This window comes from Sphaerisporangium viridialbum (assembly GCF_049674955.1).
Classification (GTDB): domain Bacteria; phylum Actinomycetota; class Actinomycetes; order Streptosporangiales; family Streptosporangiaceae; genus Sphaerisporangium; species Sphaerisporangium viridialbum.
The window spans coordinates 2,800,747-2,826,557 of the sequence record NZ_CP187232.1; the positions used below are offsets into that span (position 1 = coordinate 2,800,747).

Sequence of the window (25,811 nt, forward strand, 5' to 3'; positions counted from 1 at the left end):
GGCGATTTATAGGGATAAGTCGTGTTTCGTCACGATAGCGCGGTTCGGTGGAGTTTCAGGCTAGGGGTGGATGGGCCGGCCAACGGGGGCGCCCGTCCACCGGCCGGAGCTCTCAGGTAGGTTTTGCATCTCTTTGACCTGCGATTTCTTATGATTCCGGCATGTCGCGATGGGTGGGGGGCAACGGGTACGAGATCGAGCCGATCAGGCTCGACGGGCGGACGCTGCTGCGCGTGCGCCAGCACGGGATCCTGGTCGCCTACTGCCGGTCGGTGGCCGAGCTCGCGAAGTACGTTGATCTGGACGAGCTGGTCGAGCTCGTCAGCCTGCCCTCCGCGGCGGCTCGCCCCCGCGGCTGACGCCCGGTCCGCCGGTCCTGAGGGGCCCGCCCTCGTGGGTGACGTCCGATCCGCCGGCCGTGCGGGGCCCGCTATCGCGGGTGATGATCGGTTCGGGCTCGCGCGTTATTTCCTCGGGGGATTTGTCGTCGCGCAGGCCGCGCCAGGAGGGGTGGCGCAGCCTCCCGTCCGGCGTCCACTCCGCGTACTGCACCTCGCCGACCAGCACCGGCTCCACCCACCGGGCGTCCCTGGCCTGCTCGCGGGGCACCTGGTCGTCGAACGGCGGGGTGGCCCGCGACAGAGGAGCGAGGATCGCGCCCAGCTCCCTGAGCGTCTCCTCGGTGAACCCCGTGCCGACGTTGCCCGCGTAGAGGAGCCTGCCGCCCTCGTGGACGCCGAGCAGCAGCGAGCCGATCGTCGACGCCCGCCGGCCCCGCCCGGGCGTCCAGCCCCCGACCACGACCTCCTGCGCGCGGAAGTTCTTGACCTTGGTCCACTCCGGGGATCTCCTGCCCGGACGGTACGGCGACTGCAGTCGCTTGGAGACGATGCCCTCCATCCCGAGCTGCCGGCTCAGCCCGAGGGCGTGGGCGCCGTCGTCGTGGAACCAGGCGGGCACCTGCCAGCGGGCCCCCGCCGACACGATGCCCTCCAGCAGCTCCCTGCGCTGGACGTACGGAAGGGCTATGGAGGACTCCGCGCCGATGTGCAGGATGTCGAACAGCATGTACGTCACGGGGTTCGTCTGGGCGAGCTGGCGCACACGCTCCTCGCGCCGCTGGTGCATGCGCGGCTGCAGGGCCGAGAAGCTCGGGCGGCCCGCCTCGTCGAAGGCGACGATCTCCCCGTCGAGCACGACGTCGTGGCCGCCGACCGCGCCCGCCAGCGCGTACAGCTCGGGGTAGGCGACCGTGACCTCCTTGCCGCTGCGGGAGACGAGCCTGAGGGCGGAGTTCTCGACGTACCCGAGGGCCCGTACGCCGTCCCACTTCATCTCGTGACCCCAGGCGTCATCCTCGCCGGGCGGTGGGAGCGGTCCCAGCTGGGCGAGCATCGGCGTGTAGGCAGGAAGTCCCCCCATGGGCGCTTTCTTACCCACTGGGGAGATGCGTACGAACCCCTACACCACCCCGAAGATTGATTCCGGAGCGACGGGATAATGGTTTTATGAGATTAAGGATCTTCACTGAGCCCCAGCAGGGGGCCGGTTACGAGGACCAGCTCCAGGTGGCGCAGGCCGCCGAGCGCCTCGGTTTCGACGCGTTCTTCCGTTCCGACCACTACCTTCGCATGGGCGACGGCGACCCGGAACCCGGTCCGACCGACTCCTGGGTGACGCTCGGCGCGCTCGCACGCGAGACCCACACCATCCGCCTCGGCACGCTGGTCACGGCCGCGACCTTCCGGCTGCCCGGCCCGCTGGCCATCAGCGTCGCCCAGGTGGACCAGATGAGCGGAGGGCGCGTCGAGTTCGGGTTCGGCACGGGCTGGTTCGACGCGGAGCACAAGGCGTACGGCATCCCGTTCCCGCCGCTCGGCGAGCGTTTCGCCCGCTTCGAGGAGCAGCTGGAGATCATCACCGGGCTGTGGACCACCAAGCCGGGCGAAACGTACTCCTTCGAGGGCGCGTACTACCGGCTGGCCGACTCCCCGGCCCTGCCCAAGCCCGCGCAGCACCCTCGCCCGCCGGTGATCATCGGGGGTACGGGCGCCAAGCGGACTCCCCGCATCGCCGCGAAGTTCGCCGACGAGTACAACGTGCCCTTCAACAGCCTGGAGGAGACCACCGCCGCGTTCGGCCGGGTGCGTGCGGCGTGCGAGGCCGCCGGCCGGCGCTCGATCGTCTTCTCGGCCGCGCAGGTCGTGTGCGTCGGCGCCGACGAGGCCGAGATCGCCCGCCGGGCGGCGGCGATCGGCCGCGAGGTCTCCGAGCTGCGGGAGAACGGCCTCGCGGGCACGCCGGAGGAGGTGCTGGACAAGATCGGTAAATTCGCCGGGGCCGGCAGCGAGCGGCTCTACCTCCAGGTGCTCGACCTGTCGGACCTCGACCACCTGGAGCTGATCGCGGCGGAGATCATGCCGCACGTCTGAGCCTCGCTTACCGCGGCAAGGGCGGGCGAACCCGTCAAACGGGTGGCCGGTGTGATGGCCGATAGGGAAAGATCGGGCAGCGTGCTGCTGACCATCTCGACGACCACGCGGCCGGCCACCGACCTCGGCTTCCTGCTCCACAAGCACCCCGGCCGCGTCCAGGAGTTCGGGCAGTCGTTCGGCGTGGCCAGGGTGTTCTATCCCGAGGCCACCGAGGAGCGCTGCACGGCCGCGCTGATGGTCGAGGTGGACCCCATCCGGCTGGTGCGCTCGCGCGGCACGTCCTCGCCCGACTTCAGCCTGGGGCAGTACGTCAACGACCGCCCGTACGCGGCCTCCTCGATGCTGGCCGTCGCGCTCGCGGACGTCTTCAGGACCGCCCGCACGGGGCACTGCAAGGCGAGGCCCGAGCTGGCGGCCGGGCCGATCGAGCTGGAGGTCACGGTGCCCGCGCTGCCCTGCCGGGGCGGCCCGGAGCTGGCACGACAACTGTTCGAGCCGCTCGGCTGGCAGGTGGAGGCGCACGCCCTCCCGCTCGACGAGGGCTTCCCCGAGTGGGGCGACTCGCGGTACGTGCGGCTCGTGCTGCGCGGGCCGGTGCGGCTGGCCGACGCCCTGAACCACCTGTACGTCATGTTCCCGGTGCTCGACGACGCCAAGCACTACTGGATGGCCTCCGACGAGGTCGACAAGCTGATCCGCGCGGGGGAGGGGTGGCTGGCGTCGCATCCCGAGCGCGGGCGGATCACGCGCCGCTACCTCGGCCGCCGCAGGAGCCTGACGAACACCGCGTTCGCCCGCCTGGCCGAGCTGGGCGACGACGTCGAGGAGGACCTGGAGCCGCCCATCGAGGAGGACGCCGCCGCCGAGACACCCACGCCGCAGACCGGGGACGCCGGGGACGCGGTGGACGCGGTGGACGCCGTCGAGCCGGAGCCCGGCCCGCAGGCCCGCACGCCGCTCAACCTGCTGCGCAGGGAGGCGGTGGTCGAGGTGCTCACCGAGGCGCGAGCGCGTACCGTCATCGACCTCGGGTGCGGGTCCGGCCAGCTGGTCGGCGAGCTGCTGAGGAACCCCGAGTTCGCCAGGGTCGCGGGCGTGGACGTCTCGGCGCGCGCGCTGGCCGTCGCCGCCCGCCGCCTGAAGCTCGACCGGATGCCCGACGCCCGGCGGGCCCGCCTGCACCTGTTCCAGGGCGCGCTCACCTACACCGACGAGCGGTTCGCCGGGTACGACGCGGCCGTGCTCATGGAGGTCGTGGAGCACGTCGACCCGCCGCGCCTGGCCGCCCTCGAACGCGTGGTGTTCGGCACGGCGAGGCCGGGGCTGGTGGTCGTGACGACGCCCAACAGCGAGTACAACGTCAGGTACGAGTTCCTGACCGGCATGCGCCACCCGGACCACCGCTTCGAGTGGACCCGCGCGGAGTTCGCCGCCTGGGCCGAGGGAGTCTGCGGGGAGTACGGCTACCGCGTGACGTACCGGCCGGTCGGCGAGGTCGATCCAGAGGTCGGGCCGCCGACCCAGATGGGGGTGTTCGTCCGTGGCTGAGATCAGCGTGCCCAGGCTGTCGCTCGTGCTGCTGGTGGGCGTGTCGGGCAGCGGCAAGTCGACGTTCGCCCGCAGGCACTTCCAGCCGACCCAGGTGATCTCCTCGGACTTCTGCAGGGGCCTGGTCGCCGACGACGAGAACGACCAGGAGGCGACCCCGGACGCCTTCGACGTGCTGCACTACATCGTCGGCACCCGGCTGCGCCGAGGGCTGTTCACCGTCGTGGACGCCACCAACGTCCAGTGGGAGGCCCGCAGGAAGCTCATCGAGCTGGCCAAGAGCCACGACGTGCTCGTGGACGCGATCGTGCTGGACGTGCCGGAGGAGGTCGCGGTCGCGCGCAACGCCCTGCGTCCCGACAGGGCCTTCGGCGCGCACGTGATCACCCGGCAGCGCAAGGACCTGCGGCGGTCGCTGTCCAAGATCTCCAGGGACGGCTTCAGGCGCGTGCACGTGCTCCGGGGCGAGGCCGCCGACGATGTCGAGATCACCTACGAGAAGGCCTGGACCGACCGGCGTGAGCTGACCGGCCCCTTCGACCTCATCGGGGACGTGCACGGCTGCCGCTCGGAGCTGGAGACGCTGCTCACTGAGCTCGGATGGACGCTGCGCAGGGACGACGCCGGAAGGCCGGTGGGGGCCGTTCACCCCGAGGGCAGGACCGCCGTCTTCGTCGGCGACCTGGTCGACCGAGGCCCCGACTCGCCCGGCGTACTGCGGCTGGTCATGGGCATGGTGGCGGCCGGGACGGCGCTGTGCGTGTCCGGCAACCACGAGCAGAAGCTCGTACGGGCGCTGAACGGCCGCAAGGTCACGATCGCGCACGGCCTCGAACGGTCGCTGGAGCAGCTCGACGGCGAGCCGGAGGAGTTCCGCGAGTCGGCCAAGGCGTTCATGGACGGCCTGATCAGCCACTACCAGCTCGACGGCGGAGCGCTGGTGGTGGCGCACGCCGGGCTGAAGGAGGCCTACCACGGCCGCGCCTCCGGACGGGTGCGCTCCTTCGCGCTCTACGGCGACACGACAGGCGAGACCGACGAGTACGGCCTGCCGGTGCGCTACCCGTGGGCCAAGGACTACCGGGGCCGGGCCATGGTCGTGTACGGCCACACGCCCGTCCCCGAGACCGAGTGGGTCAACAACACGATCTGCCTGGACACCGGCTGTGTGTTCGGCGGGAGGCTCACCGCCCTGCGCTACCCCGCGCGCGAGCTGGTCTCTGTGCCGGCCGAGCGGGTCTGGTACGAGCCCGCCCGCCCGCTGACCCCGGCCGCCCGGCGCGACCCAGGGCTGCTGGACATCGGCGACGTCCAGGGCACCAGGTATGTGGAGGTCCGCACCGGCGGCAAGATCAAGATCCGGGAGGAGAACTCCGCGGCGGCGCTGGAGATCATGAGCCGGTTCGCCGTGGACCCGCGCTGGCTGGTCTACCTGCCGCCGACCATGGCCCCGCCGGAGACCTCGTCGCTGGACGGCCACCTGGAGCACCCCGCCGAGGCGTTCGAGGAGTTCCGCGGGGCGGGGGTCACCGAGGTCGTGTGCGAGGAGAAGCACATGGGCTCGCGGGCCGTCGCCGTGCTGACCCGCACCCCGGAGGACGCCGCGGCGCGGTTCGGGATCACCGACGGCACCTGCGGCACCGTGCACACCCGCACCGGACGCCCGTTCTTCGACGACCCCGCCCTGACGGCCGGGCTGGTGGACGGGCTGAGGGCGGCGGTGTCGGAGGCCGGGCTCTGGGACGAGCTCGGCACCGGCTGGATGGTCCTGGACGCCGAGCTGCTGCCCTGGTCGGCGAAGGCGGGCGGACTGATCCGCGAGCAGTACGCGTCCGTGGGCGCCGCGGCCCGCGCGGCCCTGCCCGAGGCCGTGGCCGCCTTGGAGGCCGCGGCCGGGCGCGGGCTGGATGTGGGCGATCTCCTGGGTCGCACCCGGCGCCGCTCCGGCAACGCCGCCCGCTTCAGGGACGCCTACGCGCGGTACTGCTGGCCGGTCTCCGGCCTGTCCGGGGTACGGCTGGCGCCGTTCCAGATCCTCGCGGTGGAGGGACGGGCGACGGCGGGGGAGGAGCCGCACTCCTGGCACCTGGAGAAGCTGGCGCGTCTTCACTCGGACCTCGTCACCCCGACCAGGCACGTCTTCGTCTCGCTGGAGTCGGAGGAGTCGCGGGCGGCGGCCACTGAGTGGTGGACCTCGCTCACCGAGGCCGGGGGCGAGGGCATGGTGGTCAAGCCCGCGCACCCCGTGCCCGGCCGCGTGCAGCCGGGCGTGAAGGTGCGCGGGCGCGAGTACCTGCGGATCATCTACGGACCCGACTACACCGAGAGCCTGGACGTGCTGCGCCGCAGGTTCCTCGGCAGGAAGCGGTCGCTGGCCCTGCGCGAGCACGCCCTCGGCCTGGAGTCGCTCGCCCGGCTGGCGGAGGGCGAGCCGCTCTGGCGGGTACACGAGGCGGTCTTCGCGGTGCTCGCACTGGAGTCCGAGCCCGTCGACCCCCGGCTCTGAGGCGACCCCGGCTCTGAGGCGACCCCCGGCCGCGAGGCGGCTCCAGGCTCTGAGGCGACCCCGGCTTCGAGGCGTCAGAACGGCCGGACGGCGGGGGGCGGCAGCGGCACGACCTCGCGCCGGTGGTACGCCGCGAGCTCCTCGCCCTGCTCGTACAGCCCGATCAGGGCGGCCAGGCACGGCTCGACCACGTCGTGGTCGGTGATGCGGCGACCGCCGAGGTGGACGCCGGCGGCGTCGTAGAGCACCTCGTACATGAGGGTGGACTCGAAGATCAGCAGTTCGGGGAGCGGCTCGGACCGCTCGAACGGCCGTACGGCGGAGACCGGCACGACACGGGCCCGCTCGCCCGCCTCGGCGCGCGCGGCGAGGACGTGCAGCTCCCACTGCATGTACGGCGTGATGGGCGTCTCGACGACGCGGACGCGCCGGAACTCGGCGTACCCGTCGTAATCGGCGGGCAGCGAGCCGCGCAGCTCGTCCACGAGCCGCAGGGAACGTTCCCAGTCGCCCTCGGTCATCGCCACCCAGCTCGGCTCGTAGGGCTCGTGGAAGTTCTGCGCGCGTTCGAGCTTCCACACCACCCCGTCGGCGCTCTCGTAGGCCTCGCGGAACTCCGGTCCGTACACCTCCGGCGGCATGACCGCCGCCTCCGCTTCGCGCACCCGCTCGAAAACGTGGCAATCTAAGTGATTGTCCGTAATCGGGACCATCGGCTACTCCTCGTTCGTGGGTGCGGAGCCCTCGGCGGTTCGCCACAGGGCCGGTGGCGCGAGGTAATCGCGGAGAACGTGCGCCACCATGCCCGGACCCACATGAACCGAAACCCGGGAACGGCGGCGGTCGGGAAGACAGGCCGATCATGAGACCGCTGACTGGGAGCGTCAAGACCCAAATCGCCGGGGACAGGGCACGCACGGCGAGGCCGGGCGGACCCTGAAGGTCCGCCCGGCCGTGATACTCGAAGGGCCCCGAGGGGCACTCAGTGGCGGCGCCCGAGGCGGGGATGGCGCAGATGGTGCCGGTGGTGCGCCAGCCGGACCAGGGCGAAGACCAGCCCCATGAAGAACAGCACCTTCACCACCGCGAACAGCGGCCCGATCACTCCGGACACCGCCGACGCGATGAGGATGAACGCGAGCACGAACAGGAAGACCGGGGGCCTGTCGTGGCGCCTCCGCTCGAACCGCTCGCGGCGTGCGTCCGCTCTGCTCGCCATGTGGTAGCCCCAGGTGGCGAGGTCGGCGTGGTGCGGCGGCGCCCATCCGTCCGCCCGTTCACGGGCGTGGTCGACGGGGCGTGGTGAGGACGGCCCGGGAAGGTCGGCCGTCACCTTCCGCAGATCGCCCGCCGTGCGGGCGGCGAGCACGGTGTCGAGTCGTTCGTCCAGTTCGTCGTGGGTGAGCCGGCCCAGCGCGAAGTGCTCGCGCAGGGCGGTCATCACCTCGTCGCGTTCCGCGTCACCGATCCGCAGATCGTCCCGCGAGGTCATCGAGGGTCACTCCTCCGAAGTGTCGCCGTCGGCCAGGATCTGGTAGAGCTTGCGCCGCGTCTCGGCCAAGATCTGCTTCGCCTGTCCGATTTGCCCGTCACTGCCAGTCTGCGCGATCTGGAAGAGCGCCGCGGCGGCCTGGCGCGACAAATCGAAGAGTTCGTAGACGCTCTCGTCGACGTTGGGCGTCATGTCCTCCCACGGGGCGCGCACCTCTTCGGGGTGCTCGGCCACGTAGGCGAGGCCCGCCTCGGTGAGCTGGAAGGTCTTGCGGCCGTCGGTCTCCTCGGCGCGCACCAGGCCCTCGTCGGTGAGCTGCTGCAGCGCGGGGTAGACCGCGCCCGGGCTGGGCTTCCAGCCTCCCTGGCTGCGCTGGGCGATCTCCTGGATGACCTGGTAGCCGTTGCGCGGCTCCTCGGCCAGCAGGGCGAGGATGGCGGCGCGTACGTCGCCTCGCTTGGCCTTGCGGGCACCCCTGCCGAACGGCGGGCGGCCGCCCCCGAACCCGAAACCGGGCCCGAACGGGCCTCTGCCGAAGTCCCAGGAGAAGGGCCTCGGCCCCCGGTGCCCCCGGAACCGGCGCTCGTGGCCCTCCTCCCCGTGCGGGTGGCCCTGGGGGCCCTGGTGCGGGTGCCCGTGGTGCCAGGCGGCGGCCATGGAGCCGAGGGCGGCCAGCGCGGCGCCCTTCATGGCGCGCGGGTCGGGCCAGGGCGCGCCTCCGATCGGATACGTGTGGGTCATGTCTTTCCCCCTTGCAAGTGGCGATCGACTTTCGATCGTTCTCGATGCTTCAACGATATATCGCGAACGTTCTGAAAGACAACCAATCGTCAAGAGGAAGTCGGGTCCCGCGCCGCCGATCGCCCCAGCGGTGGTCGATTTCGAAGGAAGTGACGCAGATCACGCGACACCGGGAACACATGCCGAGATCCGAGCGTTATCAGGTTTCGGACGGGATCGTTCTGCTCTGAGAGGGCTGGGGGGTGCTCTTGGAGCGGAACGGTCCCGTCTGCCTTTCCCGGCACCCCGCACGGCCCTGACCAGGCAGCACTCAGGACGCCTGCGACACGCCGCCCGGTTGCCCAGACGGTTCCGCCGCATGGGGGAGATTTTGCCGTAGGGTGCCCGATCGTGATCTACGCATGATGGGGCATACACACGCGCTGAGCGGTGCCGCCGCCTGGCTGCTCATCGCGCCGGGGCTCACGGCGCTTCCGGCGCTCGGCGGGCTCGCGGGCGAGCTGACGCCCATGGTGGCCAACGTGCTCTCGCCCGGCGAGCTGATCGCCGGGGCCCTGGTCTGCGCGGGAGCGGCGATGCTCCCCGACCTCGACCACCCGCACGCCACGATCGCCCAGACGTTCGGCCCGGCCACGTGGGTGCTCAGCAAGGCGTTCAACTGGGCCAGCGGGGGCCACCGGCACGCGACCCACTCGCTGCTGTTCGCCATCGCGGCCGGGATCGGCTGCCATGTGCTGGCCGACCATTACCCGATCGGCCGCGACATCGTGGTCATCCTGATGATCGGGCTGGCGCTGCGGTCGATCGGCATCGGCGTCCCCGGCAAGACCATCACCTCCGCCCTGGTGAACATCGGCCTGACGGCGGGGACCTTCGTCCTGTTCCACTCCCGCGACGTGGGCTACCTCTGGCTGGGCCTCGCCATCACGGTCGGATGCCTCGCGCACGTGGTCGGCGACTGCCTGACCGAGCGCGGGTGCCCGGTGCTGTGGCCGTTGAAGCACCGATGGCTCCTGCCCTACCGGATCGGGATCAAGACCGGCAGGGCCTTCGAGATCAAGATCCTCGGCCCCGTGCTGTCCGTCGTCGTGATAGGCCTGTTGGCGGCGCGCCTCATGCCGGCGGTCGCCTGACCGCCTACTGGCGGGTAACTTGATGTCGAGATATCTGAAGGGATATCTTGATATCGAGAGACACGCGCCGCGACCGAGGTGGTTAGGGCAGCCTAACTGGCGATGGCACTCCACCGGTGCGGCAGGATCTATGGGGCGAACCAGGAAAACTGTGCGCCCTGCCATCAGTGGCGATGAGCGTGAAATGAGGGAGGCGAGTCTCCGTGTCCGCGAACAGCTTCGGCAGCCGTGACACCCTCCGCGTCGGTGACGCGGCTTACGAGATCTACCGGCTGGACGCCGTCGAGGGGGCGGAGCGCCTCCCGTACAGCCTGAAGATCTTGCTGGAGAACCTCCTGCGCACTGAGGACGGCGCGAACATCACCGCCGACCACATCCGCGCCGTCGGCGGATGGGACCCTGCCGCCGCGCCGAGCGTGGAGATCCAGTTCACGCCCGCCCGGGTGATCATGCAGGACTTCACCGGCGTGCCCTGCGTGGTCGACCTGGCCACCATGCGCGAGGCCGTGCGGGACCTCGGCGGCGACGCGAGCAGGATCAACCCGCTCGCCCCGGCCGAGATGGTCATCGACCACTCGGTCATCGTCGACTTCTTCGGCGGCCCCGACTCCTTCCAGCGCAACGTCGACCGCGAGTACGAGCGCAACCACGAGCGCTACCAGTTCCTGCGCTGGGGTCAGACGGCGTTCGACGAGTTCAAGGTCGTCCCGCCGGGCACCGGCATCGTGCACCAGGTCAACATCGAGCACCTGGCCCGCGTCGTCATGATCCGCGACGGCAAGGCCTACCCCGACACCTGCGTCGGCACCGACTCCCACACCACCATGGAGAACGGCCTCGGCGTGCTCGGCTGGGGCGTCGGCGGCATCGAGGCCGAGGCCGCGATGCTCGGCCAGCCGATCTCCATGCTCATCCCGCGCGTCGTCGGCTTCAAGCTCACCGGCCAGCTGCCTCCGGGCGCCACCGCGACCGACCTGGTCCTGCGCATCACCGAGATGCTGCGCCGGCACGGGGTCGTCGGCAAGTTCGTCGAGTTCTACGGCGACGGCGTCACCGCCGTGCCGCTGGCCAACCGGGCCACGATCGGCAACATGAGCCCCGAGTTCGGCTCCACCTGCGCGATCTTCCCGATCGACGACGAGACGGTGAAGTACCTCAAGCTCACCGGCCGCAGCGCCGAGCAGGTCGCGCTGGTCGAGTCGTACGCCAAGGAGCAGGGGCTCTGGCACGACCCGTCCCGCGAGCCGGTCTTCTCCGAGTACATCGAGCTCGACCTGTCGACCGTCGTCCCCTCCATCGCCGGCCCGAAGCGCCCGCAGGACCGCATCGCGCTGTCCTCGGCCAAGGAGACCTGGCGGCACGACGTGCGGGTGTTCGTCCCCGACGCCAACGGCACCGACGAGGAGGGCAAGGAGTCCTTCCCCGCCTCCGACTCGCCGGCCTCCAACGCCAGCGCCAACGGGCACGACAAGCAGGAGGACAAGCCGGTCGCCGCCACCGAGGCCGGCTCGGAGGCGGGCCGCGACCGGCCGCGCACGCCGACCCCGGTCACGCTCGCCGACGGCACGTCGTTCGAGCTCGACCACGGCGCCGTGGTCATCGCCGCGATCACCTCCTGCACCAACACCTCCAACCCGTACGTCATGATCGGCGCGGCCCTGCTGGCCAGGAACGCCGTCGACAAGGGCCTCACGCGCAAGCCGTGGGTGAAGACCTCGCTGGCCCCGGGCTCGCAGGTGGTCACCGGCTACTTCGAGCGCTCCGGGCTCACGCCCTACCTCGACAAGCTCGGCTTCAACCTCGTCGGCTACGGCTGCACCACCTGCATCGGCAACTCCGGGCCGCTGCCCGACGAGATCTCCGAGGCCGTCCAGTCGGGCGACCTCGCGGTCACCGCCGTGCTGTCCGGCAACCGCAACTTCGAGGGCCGGATCAACCCCGACGTCAAGATGAACTACCTCGCCTCGCCGCCGCTGGTCGTCGCGTACGCCCTGGCGGGCACGATGGACCTCGACCTCAACACCGAACCGCTCGGCACCGGCGCCGACGGCGAGCCGGTGTACCTGGCGGACATCTGGCCGTCCACCGAGGAGATCGCCGAGGTCGTCAACTCCTCGATCGGCGAGGACATGTTCCGGCGTGACTACGCCGATGTGTTCAAGGGCGACGAGGCCTGGCGCTCGCTGCCGATCCCGACGGGCGACACCTTCGAGTGGGACCCGGCCTCGACGTACGTGCGCAAGGCGCCGTACTTCGAGGGCATGCCGAGCAAGCCGGAGGCCGTGACCGACATCCACGGCGCCCGCACGCTGGCGCTGCTCGGCGACTCGGTCACGACCGACCACATCTCCCCGGCCGGCTCGATCAAGTCCGACTCGCCCGCCGGGCGCTACCTCAAGGAGAACGGCGTCGAGCTGAAGGACTTCAACTCCTACGGCTCCCGGCGCGGCAACCACGAGGTCATGATCCGGGGCACGTTCGCCAACATCCGCCTGCGCAACCAGATCGCGCCGGGCACCGAGGGCGGCTTCACCCGCGACTTCACCAAGGACGGCGGCCCGGTCGTAGCGATCTACGACGCCTCGGTGAACTACCAGGCGGCCGGCATCCCGCTGGTCGTGCTGGCGGGCAAGGAGTACGGCTCCGGCTCCTCGCGCGACTGGGCGGCCAAGGGCACGGCACTGCTGGGTGTGCGCGCCGTCATCGCCGAGTCCTACGAGCGCATCCACCGCTCCAACCTGATCGGCATGGGCGTGCTCCCGCTGCAGTTCCCCGAGGGCGAGAGCGCCGCCTCGCTGGGCCTGACCGGCGAGGAGACCTTCGACATCACCGGTGTCGAGGAGCTCAACTCCGGCACGACCCCGGCGACCGTCACGGTGAGGGCGGGGGACCTAGAGTTCCAGGCCGTCGTGCGCATCGACACGCCCGGAGAGGCCGACTACTACCGCCACGGCGGCATCATGCAGTACGTCCTGCGCTCCCTGCTCGCCAAGAGCTGAGCAGGGTAAGGCGGGGCCCGAGGCCCCGCTCTCGGGGGTTCACTCCCAAACAGAGGACGGCCCGGCGGAACACCCATCCGCCGGGCTGTCCGGCGTTCCGGCGGCCCCCCGCTCCGCGTACGCCCCGTGTCCTCGGCCACAGAGGGCTCCCGGGCCGAGTACGGTCCTAGCGCTTCAGGTCGAAGGCGACGTCGGCCACGCGGACCGTCGCGACCCGATGATCTTTCGGGCGCGCTTGAGATGATATGTCGTGAAACGTTCTGGTATTGGCAGAGGCTTGACCGGTTTCACGGCGATTATGTGCTGAAGGTCGCCGGGGCTCGGGGGATTTTCTCCGCCGAGGGGTTTATTCGGCAGGCCGGGCCGGGTGTATCCGCGGCGGTGTGCTTCCGTGTGCTTCCGGGAGCCCTCGCACGCCGGTGACCTGCTATGGCACAGGGGCAGGCGTGATCGTCGGCAAACTTGACTACAAGCGATAACTCCCTTAATTCGCCGAAATTTCGAGGCTTGTAGTGTCTTATGAAGAAAAGGGAGGAATGCAGGATGACGCACGCCATGTCGAGCCCGGTGGCCCTTCCCCTCGATCGTCAGAATCCCTTCGATCCGCCGCAGGATCTGCGCCGGTGGCGCGAGGAGGGGCCGATACGGCCGCTGCTCTACACCGACGGGCACGTGGGCTGGCTGGTGACCGGCCACGCCGCCGCCCGCGCGGTGCTCGCCGACCCCCGCTTCAGCACCGACCCGAGCCTGCTGCACCCGCCGATCGGCGAGCGGGTCATCCAGGAGCTGCTCGCCGAGGTGCCGGGGTTCTTCCTGCAGGAGGACCCGCCCGAGCACACCCGCTTCCGCCGGCAGCTCACCGGCCAGTTCACCGTGCACCACATGAAGCGGCTGGAGCCGAGGATCGAGAAGATCACCTCCGACCGGCTGGACGCCATGGAGCAGGCGGGACCGCCGGCCGAGCTGGTGGAGGAGTTCGCGCTGCCGATCCCCTCGCTGGTGATCTGCGAGCTGCTCGGCGTGCCGTACAGCGGGCACCACAGGTTCCAGCGGCGGTCCCGGGTGATGCTCGACCTCGACTCGACGCCCGAGCAGGTGCGCGAGGCGATGGACGACCTGATGGGCTACATGCGGGAGCTGGTGGACCACAAGCGCGCCAAGCCGGGCGACGACCTGATCAGCAGCCTGGTGTCGGCCAGGCAGCTCACCAAGGACGAGATCACCGGCGTGGCGATGCTCCTGCTGGTCGCGGGCCACGAGACCACGGCGAACATGCTCGCGCTCGGCACGTTCACGCTGCTGCGGAACCCCGTGCAGCTGGCCGCGCTGCGCGACGACCCTTCCCTCGCGGCGACCGCCGTCGAGGAACTGCTGCGCTACCTCACGATCGCGCACCTGGGCGCGGTGCGCGCGGCCCGGGAGGACGTCGAGATCGAGGGGCAGGTCGTCAAGGCGGGCGAGACGGTGACGGTGTCCCTGTCCGCCGCCAACCGCGACCCCGGCCAGTTCGAGGACCCCGACACGCTAGACCTCACCCGGGCGGGGACGGGGCACCTGGCCTTTGGCCACGGCATCCACCAGTGCCTCGGGCAGCAGCTCGCCCGGGTCGAGATGCGCGTCGGGTACCCCGCGCTGCTGCGCCGCTTCCCCGGCCTGCGCCTCGCCGTCCCTCCCGAGGAGGTCGCGACGCGGTCCACCATGGCGATCTACGGCGTGCACCGGCTGCCGGTCGCCTGGTAACGGCGCTGACCTGGCCGGATAACCGGTTGCGGTAGATGGGTGATCAGCATCTACCGTGCCACCCATGAGTCATGAGGCGCTTCTACTGCTTTTGGGTGGTTTGGCGGTATTTGTTGGGGCGGTCGTCCAGGGAGGGGTGGGGTTCGGGCTGGGGCTGGTGGCGGCGCCGATGATCACGGTGCTCGACCCCACCGTGATGCCCGGCGCCATCCAGATCGTCAACCTCACCCTCCCGCTGTTCACCCTGGCCACCGAGTGGCGCAGGGTGGACTGGCGCGGTCTCGGCTTCGCGCTGCTCGGCAGGCTGCCGGGCAGCGCCATCGGCGCGTTCATCGTCGTCTACGTCAGCACCCAGGTCCTCGGGATCTTCGTCGGCGCGATGGTGCTGGTCGCGGTGGCGGTCACCGCGTCGGCGGTCGCGATCCCGAGGAACGGGGCGACGCTGACCGCGGCCGGCTTCGTGTCCGGCATCACGGGGACCGCGACCGGCATCGGTGGCCCGCCCATGGGGATCGTGTACCAGCACGCGGCGGGGCCGCGCATCCGGGCGACCCTGGCGATGTACTTCTTCCTCTCGGCCGCGCAGTCCCTGGCCATCCTCGCAGCGGTCGGCAAGCTCCCCGGCCGGTCGGCGGTCGCGGGGCTGGCGCTCATCCCTTTCATGGTCGCGGGGTTCGCCGTCTCAGGACCCCTGCGGCGCTTCCTCGACGGCGGGCGCGTGCGAGCGGGGATCCTCGTGGTGGCCGCCGCCTCGGCCTTCGTCCTGATCACGCAGAGCCTGGCCGGTTAATCTTGCGTTTCCTGATTGTTACCGGCGACAACAAACTTTGGCCGCCTGAGGTCTGGCGCGCGGGCTCAGGGAGGAATACGTTGCCGCAAACAACATTCAAAGAAACGGCCAAGCCGAGACCCGGTCGAAGCCGTTGCTTCCCCGGTCAGAGCTCGGCCGGGCATCTCCCAAAACAGACCCCCACGCCACCCCACGAAGTGGCCATTCATGCAGAAAGGACCCGGTGCACACATGCGCAAGGGGATCCTCGGCCTGACAGCCGCCGCGGCGGCGCTCTCCCTCGGTCTCACCGCCTGCGGGGGCGACAGCGGTACGACCGACGCCCAGAGCAGCGGCGCGGCCCCCGCGTCCTCCGATGCGGCCAAGCCGGGCAAGATCGGTGTCATCCTTCCCGACAGCAAGTCGTCGCCCCGCTGGGAGACCGCGGACCACAAGTACCTCGAAGAGGCCTTCAAGACCGCGGGTGTCGCCTACGACATCCAGAACGCCCAGAACGACAAGACCGCCTTCCAGACGATCGCCGACCAGATGATCACCAACGGCGCCACGGTGCTCGCGATCGTCAACCTGGACAGCGGCACCGGCAAGGCCGTCATCGACAAGGCCAAGGCCCAGGGTGTGCCGGTCATCGACTACGACCGCCTGACGCTCGGCGGCGGCGCCTCGTACTACGTGAGCTTCGACAACACCAAGGTCGGCACCCTTCAGGGTGAGGGCCTGGTCAAGTGCCTCGCCGACAAGAAGGTCGACAAGCCGCTGATCGCCGAGCTCAACGGCTCGCCGACCGACAACAACGCCACGCTGTTCAAGGCGGGCTACGACGGCGTGCTCAAGCCCAAGTACGACTCGGGCGAGTTCGAGAAGGGCCCGGACCAGTCCGTGCCGGACTGGGACCCGGTCAAGGGCGGCACGATCTTCGAGCAGATGCTGACCTCCTCCCCGAAGATCGCCGGTGTGCTCGCGGCCAACGACAACCTCGGCAACGCCGCCATCACCGTGCTCAAGAAGCAGAAGCTCAACGGCAAGGTGCCGGTGACCGGTCAGGACGCCGGCGTCCAGGGCCTGCAGAACATCCTCGCCGGTGACCAGTGCATGACGGTCTACAAGGCGGTCAAGAAGGAGGCCGACGCGGCCGCGGAGCTGGCCATCGCGCTGGCCAAGGGTGAGAAGCCGACCGTCAACGGCACGGTCAAGGACACCGAGACCAACCAGGACGTCCCCTCTGTCCTGCTGGACCCGCAGTCGATCACCTTCGACAACGTCAAGGACGTCGTCGCGGACGGCTTCGTCACCAAGGACGAGCTGTGCACGGGCGAGTTCGCCGCCAAGTGCACCGAGGCCGGAATCCAGTAGCAGCGAGGTTCGGTACGGCTCGCGCATGCGGGGGAGGCCTCCACAAGAGGTCTCCCCAGCCGGACGCGGGCCGTACCGTCAGCACTGAGGAGCAACGTGTCATCCCAACCCGTCCTGGAGATCCGCGGGCTCGACAAGAGCTTCGGTCCGGTGCAGGTCCTGCACGACGTCGCCTTCTCCGCGCACACCGGTGAGGTGACCGCGCTGGTCGGCGACAACGGCGCAGGCAAGTCCACCCTCGTCAAGTGCATCGGCGGCACCTACGCGATCGACGCGGGGGAGTTCCTGTTCGACGGCAAGCCCGTCCACGTCACGAGCCCCCGCGAGGCGGCCGAGCTCGGCATCGAGATCGTCTACCAGGATCTCGCCCTCTGCGACAACCTCGACATCGTCCAGAACATGTTCCTCGGCAGGGAGAAGACCAGCGGGCTGGTCCTCGACGAGGCGACGATGGAGGAGCTGGCGGTCAAGACCCTCGACAGCCTCTCGGTCCGCACCGTCCAGTCGATCCGCCAGCTCGTCTCCAGCCTGTCCGGCGGCCAGCGGCAGACGGTCGCCATCGCCAAGGCCGTGCTGTGGAACAGCAAGGTCGTCATCCTGGACGAGCCCACCGCGGCGCTCGGCGTCGCCCAGACCGCCCAGGTGCTCGAGCTGGTCCGCCGCCTCGCCGACAACGGCCTGGCGGTGATCCTGATCTCGCACAACATGAACGACGTATTCGCCGTCTCGGACCGGATCGCGGCCCTGTACCTGGGCCGGATGGCCGCGCAGGTGAAGACGGCCGATGTCACCCACTCGCAGGTCGTCGAGCTCATCACCTCGGGGCGCAGCGGCGAGCTCGGCCTGCAGAACGTCAACGGAGTCACCGCATGAGTACGACCATGCTTCCCGGGCAGAAGGCCGCCGCGCAGACCCCCAGCATCGGCGGCAACTTCCGCGGCTACGTGGCCCGGGTCCGAGGCGGCGACATGGGCGCCCTGCCGGCCATCCTCGGGCTGGTCGTGCTCTGCACGGCCTTCGCGATCCTGCGACCGGTGTTCCTCTCGGCGACCAACTTCGCCAACCTGTTCACGCAGGGCGCCGCGATCAGCCTGATCGCCATGGGTCTGATCTTCGTCCTCCTGCTCGGCGAGATCGACCTGTCCGCCGGTTACACCAGCGGCGTCTGCGCGGCCGTGCTCGCCGTCGCGATGACCAACCACGGCTGGCCCTGGTACCTCAGCGTCGCCGCGGCGATCGTCACAGGAATGGTGATCGGGCTCGAGCTCGGCGCGCTGGTCGCCAAGCTCGGCATCCCGTCGTTCGTGGTGACGCTGGCCGCCTTCCTGGCCTTCCAGGGCCTGCTGCTGGTGCTGGTGAACGAGGGCAACAACATCGCGATCCGCGACCCGGTGATCATCGCGATCGAGAACAGGTACCTCCCTCCGGCCCTCGGCTGGATCCTGTACGCGGTGTGCGTCGTGGTGTACGCCCTCGTCCAGGTCGTCCGGGCGCGGCGCCGCGCCGGCCGGGGCCTGCTCGCGGACCCCGCGACGGTCATCGCCTTCCGGGTCGGCACGCTGGCCGTCCTCGGCGGCTTCGCGGTGTACGCCCTGAACCTGGAGCGCAGCCGCAACGTCCTGCTGGTCTCGCTCAAGGGCGTGCCGATCGTCGTCCCGCTCGTGCTGGCTCTGCTGGTGTTCTGGACCTTCGTCCTGCGCCGCACGGCCTTCGGCAGGCACATCTACGCCGTCGGCGGCAACGCCGAGGCGGCGCGCCGGGCCGGCATCCGGGTGGACCGCATCCGGATCAGCGCCTTCGTCATCTGCTCCGGCATGGCGTCGATCGGCGGCATCGTCCTGGCCTCCCAGGCCAGCTCCGTCGACCCGAGCACGGGAGGCAGCGACGTGCTGCTGTTCGCGGTCGGAGCCGCGGTGATCGGCGGCACGAGCCTGTTCGGAGGCAAGGGCAGGGTACTCGACGCGGTCCTCGGCGGGGCCGTGGTCGCGGTCATCAACAACGGCATGGGCCTGATGGGCTACAGCGCCAGCGTGAAGTACATCGTCACCGGGTCGGTCCTGCTGCTGGCCGCCGGGGTCGACGCCCTGTCGCGCAAGCGCGCCGCCGCGTCCGGTCTGAGGTGAGACCCGGCCCACGACGGGCCGTACATCGCGCATGGAGGTCACACCCGCCCTACGATTTGCCAAGGTGACGCCAAGGGTGTTCATATGAACACCCACGGCGTGCTCATCAGGCCTGCCGTCACGGCGGGCCGCCCCCCCCACCCGATCTGATCGCACGAGGAACCAGAGGACCACGGATGATGCGCGCGGGCCCCTCGCAGGAGGAGATCCGGCGCCACAACCTCGGCGTCGTCCTGCGCCACGTCCACCTGAACGGGCCCACCTCCCGGTCCGAGCTGACCACCAAGATGGGGCTCAACCGCAGCACCATCATGGCGCTCACCGCCGACCTGACCGCGGCGGGCCTGGTGCGCGAGGAGCTCCCGACGGAGACCGGCCGGGCCGGGCGCCCCTCGCTGGTGGTCAGGCCCGAGTCCCGGGTGTACGTCCTGGCGTTCGACATCGGCGTCGACAGGGTGGTGGCGGCCCGGGTCGGGCTGGGCGGGGTGATCCTCGACCGGCGCGAGGCCATCCGGGAGCGCGGGCCCTTCGTCCTGGAGAGCGTCGTCGGGCGCCTGGCGTCCTTCACCGGGCAGATGCTGAAGAAGACCCGCTCCGACACGGTCTGCGTCGGAGCCGGGGTGGCGTTCAGCGGCGGCGTGCGCAGCTCCGACGGCGTGGTCCGGTTCAGCCCGAACATGGGGGTCGAGGACATCCCCCTCGGCGAGGCGCTGGAGGCCAGGCTGGCGCTGGGCATCCCCGTCGCCGTGGGCAACGACGCCAACCTCGGCGCGCTGGCCGAGCAGGCGCGGGGGGTGGGCGTGGGCTGCCGCGACCTCATCTACCTGCACGGGGACGTCGGCATCGGGGGCGGCATCATCGCCGCGGGCCAGCTGCTCGGCGGCCAGGGCGGCTACGGCGGCGAGGTCGGCCACATGGTCGTCAACGCCGGGGGCCGGCCCTGCGGCTGCGGGTCGCGCGGCTGCCTGGAGGCCGAGGTGGGGGAGCGGGCCCTGCTGGAGGCGGCCGGCCGCTTCGGCGACGACATCGGGCGCGACGCGGTGCGCAGCGTCGTGGACGCCGCCGACCGCGGCGACATCGTCGCCCAGGACGCGCTCGCCCGCGTGGGCGACTGGCTCGGCCTCGGCGTCGCCAACCTGGTGAACATCCTCAACCCCGAGATGGTCATCTTCGGGGGCATACTCCGGGAGATCTACCTGGGCTCGGCGGCCCAGGTGCGCAGCCGGATCACCACCGACGTCCTGCACGCCTCGCGCGAGAGCCTGCGGCTGCGCACCCCGGCCCTGGGCGACGACACCACGCTGGTGGGCGCCGCCGAGCTGGCCTTCGCCCAGGTGCTCGCGGACCCCCTGGAGGCCCTGGCCCGCGTCGGCCCCTAGTACTGCATAGCTAGATCTGTAGGACCTGTAGGCGCAGGTGCCGCTTGAAGTGGTGCCTGCGCGCTCGGGCTTGGTGGCTCCGGCGCTGTTCCGACCAGTAAAGCCCCAGCTCAATGATGTGATCGTCACTGCCGATCAGGTTGAACAGCCGGCGGACCTCACCGATGGACAAGGCGATCAGGCGGTTGGCGGGTCTGGTCCGGTCGCGGTCGGCAGCCTGGGACGGTTCGCGTGGGTTCGCCGGTGTCGTCCTCGCGGGCGGCCGCGGTTGTCCACAGGGTATGGGTCCCCTTTTTAGCGGTGGCTCGTAAAACAGCGAGAAACACCAAGGCCAACATGGCCAACGTGATGTGCCGGTACCAGGCGTGATAGAGCCGGAACTGATACTGATCCAGCCCCGCCTCCTGCTTGGCCGCCTCGAAACACTCCTCGATCGGCCACCGCGAACCAATGACCCGCACCAACTCCGGCAGTCCTTCACCGCGCGGATCGAAGCAGTGGAAGTAGGCCAGCTCGCCGTCGGCGATATTGCGGCGGATCACATAGCGGTGGTGTGGGATGGGCGTGTCGATCACGGCCCAGTCGTAGACCCGGAACCCTTTGGCGCCGATGCCGCAGGCGCGCCGCTGCCAATCGTGGGGTTTCAGGCGCGCGGCCAGGTGTGCCACGCGCATGCAGTTGTCCTTTGCGGTGGAGACGTTTCCTGTGGTGATGTCGGTGGTCTTCGGGACGGCCATGCAGTAGGCGATCTGCTCGCGTTCCAGATACGCGCGCAGGTGCGGGTTTTGGCCGAACTCCTCGTCGGCGGCGAACCAGGCGAACGGCACCCCGGCCGCCACCGTCCTGCCGATCATGACCTGGACCTGCTGCGGGCGGGTGGCGAAGGTCACCTGTTCGGGCACATGCGCCTCGGCCCGCCGAACGGGATCGGCGCACCAGGACTCCTGCGGCAGATACAACTCGCGGTCGATCAGCACCCGGTCCCCGCGGGTGTTGGTGTAGGCCAAGAACACGCCGATCTGGCAGTTGTCGATCCGGCCCAGCGTGCCGGAGTACTGCCGCTGCACGCCCGCCGATTTCCTGCCCTTCTTGGCGAACCCGGTCGGGTCGGCGATCAGTACCGCGCGTTCGTCGGCGAAGTGCTCCATCGCGTAGGCGCGCACCTCATCGCGCAGCCCATCGGCATCCCACGGGGTCAAATTGATGAACCGCTGAATCGCGGTGGGCCTGCGCTCGCCGGTGAACTCCGAGATCGTCCAGGAGTTCTTACGCGCCAGCGGCGCCAGCAGTCCCCGCAGATACTGCCGGAAATGCTCACGCGACTCCGTCCGGAACCATCGGCACTCGAACCGCGCACGCACCCGCTCGAATTCCGACTGCCAGGCATCCAAATCCGCGAAGGTCACCGCGCCTGTGCTCTTGTGAGGCTGGGGCATGCCGATACCGTTACACACCCCAGGCCTATCACGCAGAGAAACCAGACGATCGCCAAGCGCGATCTAGGCATGTAGTACTAGCCGCCCGCGCCCGGCCCCGCTAGCCCTGGGGGGAGCCGGCGACCATCGTGGAGCCGGCGATCCAGGTGTTGCAGCCGGAGGGGCCGGCCGCCTTGAAGCCGCGGTTCAGCCAGTTGGCGATGTTGCGTCCCTTGCCGTGGTCGCGGACCTTGCTGTTCTCGTCGCCGCTCTCGCGGGTGGCTTCGAGCAGGAAGTCCCAGTCGTCGGCCGTCCGGTCCAGGGAGTCCCAGACGCTGCCGATGAACGCTCCCGCGAAGCACTCCGCCTGGAGTTCGAGGCGCCGCAGCTGCTCGTTGGACTCGGTCTTGCTCCGGCGGGGCAGGCGGTTGAACCCGCGCTCGATGCCCGTGATGTTCTGCACGTGGTGGCCGTACTCGTGGGCGATGAGGTCCAGCAGGAACAGCTCCTCGGCCTGCTGGGTCAGGTGCTTGTCGAGCAGCACCACGATCCGGCGGTCGGACGGGCAGTAGATGCCCTGGGCGTGCGAGGGCCACTTCTGGCCGCACACCCGCTGCGGCTTGGAGATGAACTGCAGGCGCGGCTTGGAGAACGGGATGCGGGCCTTCTTCAGCTGGGCGGCCCACGACTCGTTCAGGCACGTGAAGATCGGCATGACGTACCTCTTGGCCGAGGCCGCGCTGCCGGGCGTGACCGGCCTTTCCGGGCAGTCCGACACGGGAAGCCGGCCGGAGACGTAGAGAGGGCTTCTGGTCAGCGCGGCCGTGTTCCTGATCGGGTAGCCGGCCGCCGACGCCGGGGCGGCCTGTGCCGTGCCCGCCATGAAGATGCCCGCCACCAGCGCGATGGAGAGCTTGCGAATGATCACAGCAGAGCAGGCTAGCCGCTATATCCGTCCATAGTCCGATAATTACGGCACTAGGTGAGAAGACGAGCCGGCGGGACCGCGACTGGGCCGATCCTCGTTGCTAGGCCACCATCGCCGAGCCGGCGATCCAGGTGTTGCAGGCGGCGGGGCTCGCCGCCTTGTAGCCGCGGTTGAGCCAGTTGGCCATGTTGCGTCCCTTGCCGTGGTCGCGGACGTCGCCGGTCTCGTCACCGCTCCGCCGGTCGGCGTCGAGCAGGGACTTCCAGTCCTCGCCCGTACGGTCCAGCGAGGGCCAGACGCTGCCGATGAAGGCCCCGGCCAGGCACTCGGCCTGCAGCTCGTGCCGGCGCGTCTGCTCGTAGAACTCGGCCTTGCCGTCGTTGGGCAGCCGGTCGAAGGCGCGCCACATGCCCGCGATGTTCTGCACATGGTGGCCGTACTCGTGGGCGATCACGTCCATGAGGAACAGGTCCGACGGGTCGTCGACCACGGCGCTGTCGAGCATGATGATGATCTGGCGGCTCGTGTTGCAGTAGATCGCCTGGACGTTCTTGCCCCACTTGGCGCCGCAGATCTTCTGGGGCTTGGTGATGAACTTCACAGGCGGCTTGGTGAACGGCAGGCGGGCCTTGGCGAACTGGGCCGCCCACGCCCTGTCCAGGCACTTCACGAGCGGCACCAGATAGCTCTTCACCGAGGCCACGTTCCCCGCCTGGACCGCCGGTTCGGGGCACGAAGCGGCTGGAAGGCGGCCTGAGGTGTACAGAGCGTTCTTGGTGAGGATGTCCGTGTTCTTGATCGGGTAGGCCGCCTGGGCGGCGTTGGCCGTGCCGCCCAGCAGCGAGCCGGCGATCACGACGAAGAGGAGGACGAGGGAGGACTTTCGCATGGTCCCGTGAGGGTACGCGAGCCGCCCACTTGCCGTAAAACCGATCTAATGTGGACAAGTCCGGGAGGTTTCGAGAGGTTGGCTCAGGAGCGTCCACAGAGTGGGACGCTTAGGCAAGGCCGGAGCGCCGCTGGCACGGGGCTTCCGGGTACATAGACTCGGGCGGGTCGACAACAGGCGGAGGGGATGATTCCGTGAGCGAGCGGAGCCAGCGAACCAACGGTTCGGGCGCAGGGCGGGCCGGCCTGCTGGAATCCGTCAAGGGTCCGGGAGATCTCAAGCGCCTGGAGGTCGGCGAGCTTCCGGCGTTGGCCGCGGAGTTGCGCGACCTCCTGATCGACGCCACCTCCCGCATCGGAGGCCACCTCGGCCCGAACCTCGGGGTCGTCGAGCTGACCATCGCGCTGCACCGGGTCTTCGACTCGCCGAGAGACCGCATCCTGTGGGACACCGGCCACCAGGCGTACGTGCACAAGATGCTCACCGGGCGCGCGGCCGACTTCGTCACGCTCCGCCAGGAGGGCGGCCTTTCTGGCTACCCGAGCCAGGCCGAGTCCGACCACGACGTCATCGAGAACTCCCACGCCTCGACCGCCCTGTCATACGCCGACGGGCTCGCCAAGGCGTACAAGCTGCGCGGCGACACCGGCCGCACGGTCGTCGCGGTGATCGGTGACGGGGCGCTGACCGGGGGCATGGCCTGGGAGGCGCTCAACAACATCGCCGGGCACGCCAAGGACCCCGACCTGCCGCTCGTCATCGTCGTCAACGACAACGGCAGGTCCTACTCTCCGACGATCGGCGGCCTGGCCTCCCATCTGGCGTCGCTGCGTATGACGCAGAACTACGAGCATGTCCTTGAGTTCGTCAAGCAGAACCTCGGCAAGGTGCCCGTGGTCGGCGCCCCCTTGTATGAGACCCTGCACGGTCTCAAGAAGGGCATCAAGGACGTCGTCGCGCCGCAGGTGATGTTCGAGGATCTCGGGCTGAAGTACGTCGGCCCGATCGACGGCCACGACGAGCAGGCCGTCGAGGCGGCGCTGCGCAAGGCCCGCGATTTCCGGGGGCCGGTCATCGTGCACGTCCTCACCACCAAGGGGTACGGTTACTCGCCCGCTGAGAACCACGACGAGGACTGCTTCCACTCGCCGCAGCCGTTCGACCCGCTGACCGGCGAGGAGCAGCCCAAGCCGCACAGCTGGACCAACGTGTTCAGCCAGGAGCTGGTGCGCCTCGGCGCCGAGCGTGGCGACATCGTGGCTATCACCGCGGCCATGCTCCATCCCACCGGCCTGGCGGCGTTCGCCGAGGCCTACCCCGACCGCACCTACGATGTCGGCATCGCCGAGCAGCACGCGCTGACCAGCGCCGCGGGTCTGGCGCTCGGTGGCCTGCACCCGGTGGTCGCGCTCTACGCCACGTTCCTCAACCGCGCCTTCGACCAGCTCCTGATGGACGTCGCGCTTCACCGCCTGCCGGTCACGGTCGTGCTCGACCGGGCGGGCGTCACCGGCGACGACGGGGCCAGCCACAACGGCATGTGGGACCTGTCGATCCTCCAGGTGGTCCCGGGGCTCTCGATCGCCGCGCCGCGTGACGCCGCGCGGCTGCGCGAGTTGCTGGCCGAGGCGGTCGAGGTCGATGACGGGCCCACCGTGGTCCGGTTCCCCAAGGGAGCGGTCGGCGCCGAGATCGAGGCCGTGGGCAGGCTGGGCGCGATGGACATCCTGCGGCAGGCGGGCGAGGAGGCCGACGTGCTGCTGGTGGCCGCGGGGCCGATGGCCCAGGCCGGGCTGGAGGCCGCCAGGCTGCTGGACGCGCAGGGCATCTCGGCGACCGTGGTCGATCCGCGCTGGGTGAAGCCGCTGGACGAGGCGCTGGTCGCCGCCGCCGCGGCGCACAGGCTCGTCGCCGTGGTGGAGGACAACGGCCGCGTCGGCGCGGTGGGCGACGCGGTGGCCCGCCTGCTCAGAGACGCGGGCGTCGATGTCCCCGTGCGCACCTTCGGCATCCCGCAGCGGTTCCTCGACCACGCCAAACGGGCCAAGATCCTCTCCGAGATCGGCCTCACCGGCCAGGATCTCGCCCGCGAGATCACCGAGGCGGTCGCCAGACGCTCCCCGGCGCTTGAGGGCGACCCCGCGCTCTGATGTGGTGCTCGGCGGGGCCGGTGCGGCCCCGCCGGTGCCCCGGGCTCCATGATCCCGGGTTTCCCCTGGTCATTCCCCTTCTTGATCCGGTCGCGTCCGGCTCGCCGGAAATCCGGCCCGGTTCCCGGCCATGGGAAGAATGAGGAATGTTTGTCCGACCCGGGGGTACGCATGACCCGCGCTTTCGCGG

General features: G+C 70.0%; 19 protein-coding genes and 1 pseudogene. 13 read left to right on the forward strand and 7 right to left on the reverse strand.

Translation table 11 applies throughout. The annotated features are described in order from the left end of the window. Positions 1 to 161: 161 nt before the first annotated feature. Positions 162 to 359 carry a transposase gene (locus tag ACOZ38_RS12365; RefSeq protein WP_424530496.1) on the forward strand — a complete coding sequence of 66 codons (198 nt, stop codon included), beginning with the start codon at positions 162 to 164 and terminating at the stop codon, positions 357 to 359. Here the strand turns inward: ACOZ38_RS12365 and ligD are convergent. Further along, positions 322 to 1,422, reverse strand: coding sequence for a non-homologous end-joining DNA ligase (gene ligD / locus ACOZ38_RS12370; protein ID WP_424530498.1), 1,101 nt, complete (start codon positions 1,420 to 1,422; stop codon positions 322 to 324). The genes ACOZ38_RS12365 and ligD overlap by 38 nt on opposite strands. A gap of 86 nt (positions 1,423 to 1,508) precedes the next feature. Between ligD and ACOZ38_RS12375 the strand changes: the two genes are divergently transcribed. From ACOZ38_RS12375 to ACOZ38_RS12385, 3 genes are read left to right on the forward strand one after another with little or no spacing between them, the layout of a single operon-like run. Continuing rightward, positions 1,509 to 2,432, forward strand: a complete 924-nt coding sequence (locus ACOZ38_RS12375; RefSeq protein WP_424530500.1) for an LLM class F420-dependent oxidoreductase — start codon at positions 1,509 to 1,511, stop codon at positions 2,430 to 2,432. A 54-nt stretch (positions 2,433 to 2,486) separates the two neighbouring features. Then, positions 2,487 to 3,983, forward strand: a complete 1,497-nt coding sequence (locus tag ACOZ38_RS12380; protein WP_424530501.1) for a 3' terminal RNA ribose 2'-O-methyltransferase Hen1 — start codon at positions 2,487 to 2,489, stop codon at positions 3,981 to 3,983. Continuing rightward, a complete protein-coding gene (locus ACOZ38_RS12385) occupies positions 3,976 to 6,489 on the forward strand; it encodes a polynucleotide kinase-phosphatase (protein ID WP_424530503.1) in 2,514 nt (837 codons plus the stop codon). The genes ACOZ38_RS12380 and ACOZ38_RS12385 overlap by 8 nt, the downstream gene beginning before the upstream one ends. A gap of 74 nt (positions 6,490 to 6,563) precedes the next feature. Here the strand turns inward: ACOZ38_RS12385 and ACOZ38_RS12390 are convergent, their stop codons facing one another. The 3 genes from ACOZ38_RS12390 to ACOZ38_RS12400 all read right to left on the reverse strand — a co-directional run bounded on the left by ACOZ38_RS12390 (position 6,564) and on the right by ACOZ38_RS12400 (position 8,722). Further along, positions 6,564 to 7,154, reverse strand: a complete 591-nt coding sequence (locus ACOZ38_RS12390) for a DUF6879 family protein (RefSeq protein WP_424530505.1) — start codon at positions 7,152 to 7,154, stop codon at positions 6,564 to 6,566. A 317-nt stretch (positions 7,155 to 7,471) separates the two neighbouring features. Continuing rightward, a complete protein-coding gene (locus tag ACOZ38_RS12395; protein WP_424530507.1) occupies positions 7,472 to 7,981 on the reverse strand; it encodes a DUF1707 SHOCT-like domain-containing protein in 510 nt (169 codons plus the stop codon). Positions 7,982 to 7,987: 6 nt separating this feature from the next. After that, positions 7,988 to 8,722, reverse strand: a complete 735-nt coding sequence (locus ACOZ38_RS12400) for a PadR family transcriptional regulator (protein WP_424530509.1) — start codon at positions 8,720 to 8,722, stop codon at positions 7,988 to 7,990. A gap of 401 nt (positions 8,723 to 9,123) precedes the next feature. On the opposite strand from ACOZ38_RS12400, the gene ACOZ38_RS12405 reads away from it, so the two are divergent. The 8 genes from ACOZ38_RS12405 to ACOZ38_RS12440 all read left to right on the forward strand — a co-directional run bounded on the left by ACOZ38_RS12405 (position 9,124) and on the right by ACOZ38_RS12440 (position 20,239). Beyond that, entirely contained in the window at positions 9,124 to 9,855 is a 732-nt protein-coding gene (locus ACOZ38_RS12405) for a metal-dependent hydrolase (RefSeq protein WP_424530510.1), read from the forward strand. Positions 9,856 to 10,058: 203 nt separating this feature from the next. Beyond that, complete coding sequence (locus ACOZ38_RS12410; protein ID WP_424530512.1) at positions 10,059 to 12,854, forward strand: aconitate hydratase; 2,796 nt, start codon at positions 10,059 to 10,061, stop codon at positions 12,852 to 12,854. Positions 12,855 to 13,397: 543 nt separating this feature from the next. Beyond that, a complete protein-coding gene (locus ACOZ38_RS12415; RefSeq protein ID WP_424530514.1) occupies positions 13,398 to 14,594 on the forward strand; it encodes a cytochrome P450 in 1,197 nt (398 codons plus the stop codon). 64 nt (positions 14,595 to 14,658) lie between these two features. Next, positions 14,659 to 15,384 carry a TSUP family transporter gene (locus ACOZ38_RS12420; protein WP_424530515.1) on the forward strand — a complete coding sequence of 242 codons (726 nt, stop codon included), beginning with the start codon at positions 14,659 to 14,661 and terminating at the stop codon, positions 15,382 to 15,384. Positions 15,385 to 15,615: 231 nt separating this feature from the next. Continuing rightward, positions 15,616 to 16,737 carry a sugar ABC transporter substrate-binding protein gene (locus tag ACOZ38_RS12425; RefSeq protein WP_424530517.1) on the forward strand — a complete coding sequence of 374 codons (1,122 nt, stop codon included), beginning with the start codon at positions 15,616 to 15,618 and terminating at the stop codon, positions 16,735 to 16,737. Between the two features lie 96 nt (positions 16,738 to 16,833). Beyond that, on the forward strand, positions 16,834 to 17,610 hold the full coding sequence (locus ACOZ38_RS12430; RefSeq protein ID WP_405146481.1) for an ATP-binding cassette domain-containing protein: 777 nt from the start codon (positions 16,834 to 16,836) through the stop codon (positions 17,608 to 17,610). Beyond that, positions 17,607 to 18,860 carry a sugar ABC transporter permease gene (locus ACOZ38_RS12435; protein WP_424530519.1) on the forward strand — a complete coding sequence of 418 codons (1,254 nt, stop codon included), beginning with the start codon at positions 17,607 to 17,609 and terminating at the stop codon, positions 18,858 to 18,860. The genes ACOZ38_RS12430 and ACOZ38_RS12435 overlap by 4 nt, the downstream gene beginning before the upstream one ends. Positions 18,861 to 19,036: 176 nt before the next feature. Beyond that, a complete protein-coding gene (locus ACOZ38_RS12440; RefSeq protein WP_405146483.1) occupies positions 19,037 to 20,239 on the forward strand; it encodes an ROK family transcriptional regulator in 1,203 nt (400 codons plus the stop codon). 287 nt (positions 20,240 to 20,526) lie between these two features. Here the strand turns inward: ACOZ38_RS12440 and ACOZ38_RS12445 are convergent. The 3 genes and pseudogenes from ACOZ38_RS12445 to ACOZ38_RS12455 form a co-directional block, all read right to left on the reverse strand. Continuing rightward, positions 20,527 to 21,645: pseudogene (locus ACOZ38_RS12445) on the reverse strand (IS701 family transposase); the annotation flags it as partial. A gap of 130 nt (positions 21,646 to 21,775) precedes the next feature. Beyond that, positions 21,776 to 22,582, reverse strand: a complete 807-nt coding sequence (locus ACOZ38_RS12450; RefSeq protein WP_424530521.1) for a neutral zinc metallopeptidase — start codon at positions 22,580 to 22,582, stop codon at positions 21,776 to 21,778. A 100-nt stretch (positions 22,583 to 22,682) separates the two neighbouring features. Then, positions 22,683 to 23,471, reverse strand: a complete 789-nt coding sequence (locus tag ACOZ38_RS12455; RefSeq protein WP_424530523.1) for a neutral zinc metallopeptidase — start codon at positions 23,469 to 23,471, stop codon at positions 22,683 to 22,685. Positions 23,472 to 23,716: 245 nt separating this feature from the next. Between ACOZ38_RS12455 and dxs the strand changes: the two genes are divergently transcribed. After that, positions 23,717 to 25,621 (forward strand): 1-deoxy-D-xylulose-5-phosphate synthase, encoded by a 1,905-nt coding sequence (gene dxs, locus ACOZ38_RS12460; protein ID WP_424536991.1) that lies wholly within the window; start codon positions 23,717 to 23,719, stop codon positions 25,619 to 25,621. Positions 25,622 to 25,811 lie beyond the last annotated feature (190 nt).

Bases quoted from the DNA above. Each gene is read 5' to 3' on its own strand.
- ACOZ38_RS12400 (WP_424530509.1), bottom strand. From the start codon at position 8,722: ATGACCCACACGTATCCGATCGGAGGCGCGCCCTGGCCCGACCCGCGC.
- ACOZ38_RS12395 (WP_424530507.1), bottom strand. From the start codon at position 7,981: ATGACCTCGCGGGACGATCTGCGGATCGGTGACGCGGAACGCGACGAG.
- ACOZ38_RS12425 (WP_424530517.1), top strand. From the start codon at position 15,616: ATGCGCAAGGGGATCCTCGGCCTGACAGCCGCCGCGGCGGCGCTCTCC.
- ACOZ38_RS12455 (WP_424530523.1), bottom strand. From the start codon at position 23,471: ATGCGAAAGTCCTCCCTCGTCCTCCTCTTCGTCGTGATCGCCGGCTCG.
- ACOZ38_RS12435 (WP_424530519.1), top strand. From the start codon at position 17,607: ATGAGTACGACCATGCTTCCCGGGCAGAAGGCCGCCGCGCAGACCCCC.
- ligD (WP_424530498.1), bottom strand. From the start codon at position 1,422: ATGGGGGGACTTCCTGCCTACACGCCGATGCTCGCCCAGCTGGGACCG.
- ACOZ38_RS12405 (WP_424530510.1), top strand. From the start codon at position 9,124: ATGATGGGGCATACACACGCGCTGAGCGGTGCCGCCGCCTGGCTGCTC.
- ACOZ38_RS12440 (WP_405146483.1), top strand. From the start codon at position 19,037: ATGATGCGCGCGGGCCCCTCGCAGGAGGAGATCCGGCGCCACAACCTC.
- ACOZ38_RS12365 (WP_424530496.1), top strand. From the start codon at position 162: ATGTCGCGATGGGTGGGGGGCAACGGGTACGAGATCGAGCCGATCAGG.
- ACOZ38_RS12420 (WP_424530515.1), top strand. From the start codon at position 14,659: ATGAGTCATGAGGCGCTTCTACTGCTTTTGGGTGGTTTGGCGGTATTT.
- ACOZ38_RS12415 (WP_424530514.1), top strand. From the start codon at position 13,398: ATGACGCACGCCATGTCGAGCCCGGTGGCCCTTCCCCTCGATCGTCAG.
- ACOZ38_RS12380 (WP_424530501.1), top strand. From the start codon at position 2,487: ATGGCCGATAGGGAAAGATCGGGCAGCGTGCTGCTGACCATCTCGACG.
- ACOZ38_RS12375 (WP_424530500.1), top strand. From the start codon at position 1,509: ATGAGATTAAGGATCTTCACTGAGCCCCAGCAGGGGGCCGGTTACGAG.